The organism is Vibrio sp. FF266 (assembly GCF_041439695.1).
In the GTDB taxonomy this organism is placed as follows: Bacteria; Pseudomonadota; Gammaproteobacteria; order Enterobacterales; family Vibrionaceae; genus Vibrio; species Vibrio tasmaniensis_A.
In genome coordinates this window covers 12,626-20,806 of sequence record NZ_JBGOOO010000052.1, presented here as the reverse complement: position 1 = coordinate 20,806, position 8,181 = coordinate 12,626, and the positions used below count along the sequence as shown (strand labels likewise).

The 8,181-nt window shown below is 41.0% G+C and carries 6 protein-coding genes and 1 pseudogene; 4 read left to right on the top strand and 3 right to left on the bottom strand.

Features of this window, described 5'->3' with window-relative positions; translation table 11 throughout:
• The coding region (locus ACED59_RS22360; protein WP_371731380.1) for a hypothetical protein at positions 1–242 on the top strand (242 nt) is incomplete at its 5' end.
• A 183-nt stretch (positions 243–425) separates the two neighbouring features.
• Here ACED59_RS22360 and ACED59_RS22355 read toward each other — a convergent pair.
• A complete protein-coding gene (locus ACED59_RS22355; protein ID WP_017098235.1) occupies positions 426–704 on the bottom strand; it encodes a hypothetical protein in 279 nt (92 codons plus the stop codon).
• A gap of 64 nt (positions 705–768) precedes the next feature.
• Positions 769–936, bottom strand: coding sequence for a DUF2913 family protein (locus tag ACED59_RS22350; protein WP_017098234.1), 168 nt, complete (start codon positions 934–936; stop codon positions 769–771).
• A 663-nt stretch (positions 937–1,599) separates the two neighbouring features.
• On the opposite strand from ACED59_RS22350, the gene ACED59_RS22345 reads away from it, so the two are divergent.
• Entirely contained in the window at positions 1,600–2,847 is a 1,248-nt protein-coding gene (locus ACED59_RS22345) for a ParA family protein (protein ID WP_017098231.1), read from the top strand.
• 1 nt (position 2,848) lies between these two features.
• Positions 2,849–3,802: a ParB family protein gene (locus ACED59_RS22340; RefSeq protein WP_102258082.1), complete on the top strand. Its 954-nt coding sequence runs from the start codon at positions 2,849–2,851 to the stop codon at positions 3,800–3,802.
• A 191-nt stretch (positions 3,803–3,993) separates the two neighbouring features.
• Here the strand turns inward: ACED59_RS22340 and ACED59_RS22335 are convergent, their stop codons facing one another.
• Positions 3,994–5,040, bottom strand: coding sequence for a replication initiation protein (locus tag ACED59_RS22335; protein ID WP_017099008.1), 1,047 nt, complete (start codon positions 5,038–5,040; stop codon positions 3,994–3,996).
• 1,421 nt (positions 5,041–6,461) lie between these two features.
• Here ACED59_RS22335 and ACED59_RS22330 point away from each other — a divergent pair.
• Positions 6,462–7,866: pseudogene (locus tag ACED59_RS22330) on the top strand (IS3 family transposase); the annotation flags it as partial.
• Positions 7,867–8,181 lie beyond the last annotated feature (315 nt).

The window sequence follows — 8,181 nt, the reverse complement described above, 5'->3', positions numbered from 1 at the left end:
TAAGAAAACAAGCCCTTATTCGAACTTATTCAAAGACAGAGAGATCAACGAGGAGAGAGGACGAGGTGCCTCGAACGAAGAGAGAAGTGCCTTGGGTGATTGTTCTCAGGAACGTAGAAGCTCATCGAGCAGGCTCGATAAAGCAACTCAAGTTGTCGACAGAGGAGCAAAACGAAGGAATAAACCGAGCGGAGCGAGAACGTCCCAGTGAAGAAGCATCAACAACAGAACCACTCTATTAGAGATAAAACGAAGCACACGTGATAAAAATCAAGTGATAACGACCAGAAAATGAACCATGACCTATGTCCTTATACAATTCATCTCACCTTTCTCTTTGAGAAAGCGTTCATACCTCCTTTTTACTGTGCCACGATCGAGTCCCAATACCTTTGCAGCATAAGTATAGTTTCCTAGGGAATGAATCATGCATTCATCCAACAGCCCCCCTCCACCGCTTTCATCACCACACTCATATCAGGATCGCTATTAGAACTGACATAAACCAACAATCGAGCAGCAAGACATTTCCGAACTTTCAACAGATCGACTAGCATTTGCTTTTCAGTCCTATGCAGTAGCAGATGAATAACTTCCTGATCATCAATATGACCCACTTCCACTCGATAGGTTCCTGTACCTTGGACTTTATCAATCAACGTATTTAATCGATGAGTTTTAACCTTCTTAGAAAAAGGTTTCATTTTCTAACATTGAGGCAAAACACTGCTGTTCAAAGAGAGCGGTCAACATGATGTAGAGCTCATCCTAATGAGTGAATTTGGCTTGATAATTGAGGTTAATTTCGTTCATTTGCCATAAATTTTCCTCTAGGTGGCCCTTGGCATTCCTGCCTATACTCAGCATGGTCTTCAGCTCTTTCTTACATTTAGAATATTGAGGCTGTTTTATCTTTGGCTTGATGAACTCTACCAAAAACTCATTTCTTTTTTTTGTAGGCCAATAGGCTTGGCTTTGGTCAAATGAATAATAACGAGAGGGGAGGCGTTTGAAATCGTTTGGTCTATTGCTTGATAGTACTTTAAGTTAAGGCTCATGAATGGTCGCTAACTCTTATAATCCGGTGGAAGAACGTCCGAAAAGCCTGAGCTCAAGGTAGTCAAGGTGATACAACCGCGCCTCAGCCCAAACATAATTAACAATTAAGGCGTGACTTGAACACGCTAAGAATAACAAGGTTAATCTCGTTATTTAAGTTTATTCAGTACGTTGAAGAATTCTTTGAATTCAACCGTAAATAGAGCACCGACTATTACTGGTAGACCGCTATTAAAAGCGGACCTGCTTAAATTTCCCAACGCCGATAGCAGATCGCTCTTTTAAAATCACGTCTAGTGCTCTCTCAAATACGTACTTATTGCCCTTAATTAAGTCTCGTGCACCACCACTGTTAAACCAGATGAAAGAATAATATTCAGAGTAATTTGATAAGGTTGTTTTGAAAACAACCCCCATTGTCCCCGTTTAGACACCCATCAAACTTAAACCTTTATTAATTAAAAATATTCTTAAAAGGTTTAATTTGTATCTTTAGTGCTTTATATTGGTTACATGAAATTAAGGCATTAAGGGCACCCAATGACCACCATCATCGATTCATTAGAACTTGTTTGTGAACGTATGCAGCAAGAGCAGTCAGATCTGAAAGCCGTTATCAAAGAGCGTATGCAGATCAAAGTAACTGATACAGAAATTGAGGGGAGTGTCGATAGGCTTATCTATAATCACTCATTGAAGAAGAAAGAGCTTCAAGAGCTGTTTGGCTTATCTCGTGTGACCTTCAATTCTAGAATAGATGAAGCAACCGAGCAGGGCGTCGTTGGCGCTCCTATTATCCAAGGACGCACTCACCTGTATAATCGCTTCGACGTCGCCAATATGATGGAGTTCATGAACTTTCCTAAGTACAACCAGCGCTTTGAACCGACAACCGTTGTAGTGGAAAACCATAAAGGGGGCACTGGCAAATCCACCACGACAGTAACCCTAGCGACCACTGCTGCGCTTGATCTTAATCTTAATGCACGCTGCCTAGTGATAGATTTAGATCCCCAAGGCTCAACAGGCCAAAACCTGATTCATCAAGCCGACGATGAATCAGTCTACATGACAGCTGTTGATATCGCGCTAGCAGGCCAAGAGCCCGAAGGTGATTTTTCTCAATACCTTAATGACTACCGTTATGACGAGTTAGTTAAAGCGATTCCGTTTAAGACTCACCTCCCTAACTTAGATGTGATTCCTGCCTTCCCATCAGACGAACGCTTTGTCGATTCTTACTGGGGGCAAGATGAAATAGGTCAACGGAATTTGCTGAGTGTGTTGCGTGAAAAAATCTTACCCATACTTAAAGAAGAGTACGACCTAATCTTCATCGATACGCCCCCACAGAACTCTCCAATTCTCTGGGCAGTGAATGAGGCGGCTGATGCGGTCTTGATTCCAGTCACCCCACGAGAGTTTGATTTTGCCTCAACGAGTAACTACATGGCCACTATGCCAGGTACATTTAGAGCATTACCATCACAAGGAAAAAATTTAAAGTGGGCTAAATTGCTTCCAGTGAACTTCGATGAGAAGAGCGCTCATGAAGTTAAAGTGTTTGATAAATTGCTGCGTGCGGCGCAAGGGCATTTATTATCAACAGCGATCCGTCACTCTGAAGCGTTTGTCGCGGCTGCGGAAAGCAACCGTACAGTACTGGATATTCGAAAATCAGAGCAGATTTGTAGTGGTAAACAATTTGATTTAGCTATGACATCGGTGAATGCCGTGTACCACCAATTCATCACTGAAATTAAGCAGCTAGCAACAAAAGGGCTATAACATGTTACGACCTCAAGACAAGCGAACCGGCTTTAACCAAGGCAATCAATTAGGAAAACGAGTTAAAGCCGAACCCCCTAAAAAAACATTCACGTTTGCTAGCGGTAAAACAGCCACTGCAGAAAGAGTGGTGGTTAAATCAGATGAACTTGAAGTTAAAACTGCAATTCACCCTTTAAATCCACGTCGCCAAGATTCGCTTACGCTTGATGCTGTGCGTGATATATTACCAAGCGTTCAGGAAGAGGGCGTACATACTGAAGGCGTCGCGACCAAAGACGGGCAGGGCACTTACCAGTTACTTGATAGCTCACGTCGCCGTTTCACTTGCATCCATGCTAAAAAAGATTTACCTCTATGGGTTATTGAAGGGGAGATCGACCAAGCTGATTTGCTCGCTTTTATTCAAACTACTCAATCTGTAAAGCGCTTGTCTTACCGAGAATTGGGAGCTGATTACAAAAGCGTGATGCAAGCACAAGGCTTTACGAAGCTCGATGAACTAGCTGACTATCTGAATATTGGACGTGAAACTTGCCGAAAGCGCTTTGCTGCAGCATCAGTTGATCAGCGTTTGATTGAGGTCTTTCCTGATTGCGAAGGGATCCCAAATGGTTACTACGCTAAGCTGGCTAAAGTGGAAAAGCAGTTAGATAAAGAAGGTACTACAACGGCACATTTCATCAGTTCACTTAAGGTGGATGTAGATAATTTAGTCTCTGTAGAAGATAAACAAAAGCAAGTTCTTGCTCAGATGGAGTCGAAGCTTTTAAAGGGTAAAGATAAAATAAGCTGGAAGACTAAACCATTAGCGCTGTTCGATGACAAGAACAAGTATGCAAAGGTATCTCACAGCAGTGATAAGCGGGGGCTTAAGATTGAATTGAGTAGATTGCCCGTTGATGTGTATGACGATATCATACGGTTTGTTTCTGAAAAAGTGCAAGATAAGTAAATAACAACCCCGCCAATGAGCGGGGTTTTTAATGGGGACAATGGGGGTTGTTTTGCCCTATTAACAACAAACCACCTCATTATTTAGATGTCATAACAAAGTTGATGAATATAAAACTTGAGATCAGTATCACTGAAGGTAACAAATTTTTAGTGTTAGCTGCAAAACACTAAAAATCTGTTACCTGAAAATCATAATTCCATTAACTCTAACCTGTGATAGAAAATAGAATCAAACTGCATATCTGCAGGCATTACGATAATACCCATCCTAACACTTTCAATGGCGAGTTTATGGTGTTTACTTAACTCACCATTGACAGGGTATGAAAGTACAATATTAAAGGCTTCTTTTGCGAGTTTTAACATCGGGTTATCAGGTGCTAGCTCTTCAGCTAACTTTGCTCTTTCCAATGCCTCACCTTTATTGTCACTTTTTTGCTTCCATTGGAAAAGGAACTCAAGCGCAACAATACTCTTTCCTCGATAACGAGCTTTATAACCATACGATCCAGACTCTTCATCAACCAAAAAGCTTAGCTCTTTTCTCACTTCTTCGTTAGAAGCAAGCTCTTCGATTGGCTTACGAATACATCGTTCCATGAAGACCTTGTTGTTGGTATAACTGGATTTGGTTAACTTCCCTTGCTCATCTAAGAGACCGAATAAACCATGTAATTGCGCTATCGATTGCTCATGCAACTTCATTCCAGGCTTTTTAAAGCGAGATAGAATAGTGTAAAGGCGCTTAGAATGTTCTGACTTCAAACTACGAAAAGATAAATGGTTAATTTGAGCGTGGCCAGCTGACTGAGCAAGATAAGCATCCATTAATTCAGCGTTAGGCACCATAATTAGCGCCCCTTTTTTATACGCAACTCGACTAAAAAGAGGCATAAAATCAAATTCTTGATCAGCATCGTTCATTAAGCCTACTTTGCGCGATGAGAGCCTTTTAGCCATAGGCTTTAATGTTGGATAAAGCTGCTTTGCTGAAAGACCAAACCACTCCTTTAACACTTCAGATTGAAACGTATATTCAGGTGCGTATACGTGTCGACCTTCCTGATACGCAACCCAATGGTCTTCGTGTAGTCGAGAGAGGAAGAGTGCAAATGTATCATGCTCTCTCGCCGTCAGTCCTAGCTGGCTAAAAACTAAAGCATGGCTTTTCTTAAAAAAGTCATTAGGCAATTCACGGTAGTCTTCAGTTGTGATCAACTGTCGATGGTCAGTCATAGTAATTAGTTTCAGGTAACAGATTATTAGTGTAGTACAAGGATAAGACTAAATTTCAGTAACCTCAAGAACGTAATTCACAATTTTAGACTAAATTCCTGTAACCTTAATAGAAATACTAAAATGAAACACTCAATATCAAGACTTATGGGATAAAGTCTGTTTGGACACTAAAAAAATGTAACCTTCACACTAAAATTTAGATCAATAACACTAATTTCTTGTTACCCCCAGACTAATTAAAAGATCAACAAGACTAACTACAAGATCAATCACACTAATAATATGTTGCCAAAACCTCAATATCATTATGATTTTAAAGTGTTTTTTAGCAATTATAGATCTTATATAAATTATAGATCATATAGAGGTTATATACTGTTATAGAGATTGTGGATAATGTGGATAAACTCAATTTAGTAAATAAAAAAACTACTTATCCACATAAAATAAAGAATATTAGAAAAACTAGCTTAACGTTCATCGATCAATGTTTTTCTACTTTCCTACTACGGACTTCCAATTTCCGTAAGTATTGGTGCCATAGAGAGTAACGAATGCATAAACCTGACGGGCAACGCTTTGGCGTTGCTTTGTCGGATTTGTGTATGGACAACTATTCGCTCGTTCCTCACGAAAGTTGTCCATACACAAATCTAGGTTTAGAAACCTTCAATATATGATCTGAGGGAGATCTTTTAATCTCGTTGTATATTGGGGCGACAAAAAGTACGGTTCATCAGCCACTTCTGAGTGGCTTTGTTTCCGTAATCAACCCACTTTGTCTTTTGATGTCATTAGGCGAATCGATAGCTCTCGGTCATACCAAGCTGCATAAATCGATTTAATATTGATGCCGCTTGCATCATTTCCTGTTGTTGATTGTTAAAGTCTCTACTGTGTAATTTGGGGCCAATAATTGTTTTGTAACGCTACATTGCATTATCTGAGACATTCCGTTTTCCATACTGCTTTGTCTTTTGCCTGCGCGTGGGACTTAATGCAGAGTACACCACCAAATTGCTCACCCTTTTAGGGTTATGAGCGTCGTCAGCATACAGATTTTCTTTGGGAGGAATCGCTATGCCAGTTTCTGGAAATTCGCTCGCTAATGCGTCATAGACGTCATCGGTATCGTATATTTTATCTGCTGAAATATGGCCAACTTCCACATCAACTTGCCCACACAATTCTTCGACAACCTGAAAATGGTTCTATCGCAAACTTTGAAGCTTTAGGTTAGGATTTGTTCAATTTCCACTCAACACTCTGAATCGTCATGTTTAAAGGCTGCCACTTTCCCTCTGAAGTCATTCTCGAAACCGTACGCTATCTCTATCTGGCAGGGTAGTTGTCACTGTTAGAATTTAACCAGTTTGGGCGATAAAGAGTAATTGTGTCTCGTATCTCAGTAGAAAGAAAAGAAGCTATTACCTCCATATTCGATGTCAGTTAAAGAAGTGTCAGAAGACGAAGGAATTAGCACTGCGCCCCTGTATCATTGGCGCCAGCAACTCAGACATTCAGGAGCCGCCGTCCCAAATACCAACACTTCATCAGAGCAGTGGTCTGCTCAAACTAAACTTGCCATTATCGCTAAAACCTACTCAATGACAGAAAGTGAACTCAACCAATATGATCGTGAAAAAGGTCTTTTTCCAGAACAAATCCAAAGCTGGCGCCGCGAATGTATGCAAGGGTTTAAGTCGAGTAAAGAGCGGGAAGCTGAAGCAAAGAAGCAGGCTAAAGCTGACAAACTTGAAATCAAAGAGTTGAAGAAAGATTTACGACTCAAAGAAAAAGCAACCGATGAAAGGCAGACCATAGTGACGATTATCCTTGAAGCGAAGCAATGCGGATGCCGTTTAGAGCCAGCTTGCCATGAAGTTCAAATTGACTTGAGAACGTATCGTCGCTGGTATCAGCAAGGTGAAGTCCAAGCTGACAAAAGGCCATATGCATCAGACCAGAGCCTGCTAACAAGCTGTCGCAGGAAGAGCGTGAGGTGTGTAACCGCTCTGAGTTCGCAAGCTTGCTTCCAACTCAAATCGTCCTGACACTGCTTGAGAGAGGTGAGTATATCGCCTCTGAGTCGATCTACTATTGAGTGCTGAGTACGCAGGGGCAACTTCACAAACGAGGTCGTCAGCGGAGCAGACAGAAGCAAACGAAGCCAACCAGTTACACAGCGACGGACTCGAACCAATTTTATGCATTGGATATCAATCACTTACCTTCAAGGGTTCGAGGCCAACACTATTACCTGTATGTCATTGAGGATATCTACAGTCGAAAAATTGTTGGTTATGAAGTGTATGAGCATGAATGCGGTGAGCTGGCGTCACAACTTCTGCAACGAACGTTGATGCGAGAGCAATGCTTCAATCAAGCACTGGTTCTTCACTCAGATAATGGCGCACCGATGAAGTCGCTGACGTTTAAAGCAAAAATGGAAGAGTTAGGTATTACCTCATCGTATAGCCGGCCAAGAGTCAGTGATGATAACCCGTATGTCGAGTCATTGTTCCGTACAGGAAAGTACATGCCAAGCTGGCCAGCAAAGGGCTTTGAAACAATCGATAGTAGTCGAAGTTGGGTTGAAGCCTTCGTACGCTGGTACAACACCGAGCATAAGCAGAGTAAGCTAAATTACGTCACGTCACGCCTTCAGAGCGTCACAATGGAAAAGATAAAGATATCTTGAAGCGTCGTGTAGAGGTATTGCTAGCAGCAAAACAGCGAAAGCTTGAGCGGTGGTCTGGTGATATCAGGAACTGTGCGCCTGTTGGTGACATTCACCTAAATCCAGAAAGAGAAGCTGCTTAATAAGCAAGAAAATGATGACAACTACCTTGAAAAACACCGGAATCCCAAGGCTATAATTTTGTAGATTATCAATATGGAATTTCGTTTACACCCGATTTCAGATAATAAGTGCGACAATCCCCTTTAAATTGAAGATTAGACAAAATTCAATCCTAGAAACTCACTCTAACTTTTACCAATCAATCAAGCTCATCTAAGCGGATAGAGCCCTTTCCTTATGTTTGGTGTTGTACTACAACTAGTGGATATACATTAATATTTACATTAATATTTACATTAATATTTACATTAATATTTACATTAATATTTACATTA

Bases quoted from the DNA above. Each gene is read 5' to 3' on its own strand.
- ACED59_RS22355 (WP_017098235.1), bottom strand. From the start codon at position 704: ATGAAACCTTTTTCTAAGAAGGTTAAAACTCATCGATTAAATACGTTG.
- ACED59_RS22345 (WP_017098231.1), top strand. From the start codon at position 1,600: ATGACCACCATCATCGATTCATTAGAACTTGTTTGTGAACGTATGCAG.
- ACED59_RS22340 (WP_102258082.1), top strand. From the start codon at position 2,849: ATGTTACGACCTCAAGACAAGCGAACCGGCTTTAACCAAGGCAATCAA.
- ACED59_RS22335 (WP_017099008.1), bottom strand. From the start codon at position 5,040: ATGACTGACCATCGACAGTTGATCACAACTGAAGACTACCGTGAATTG.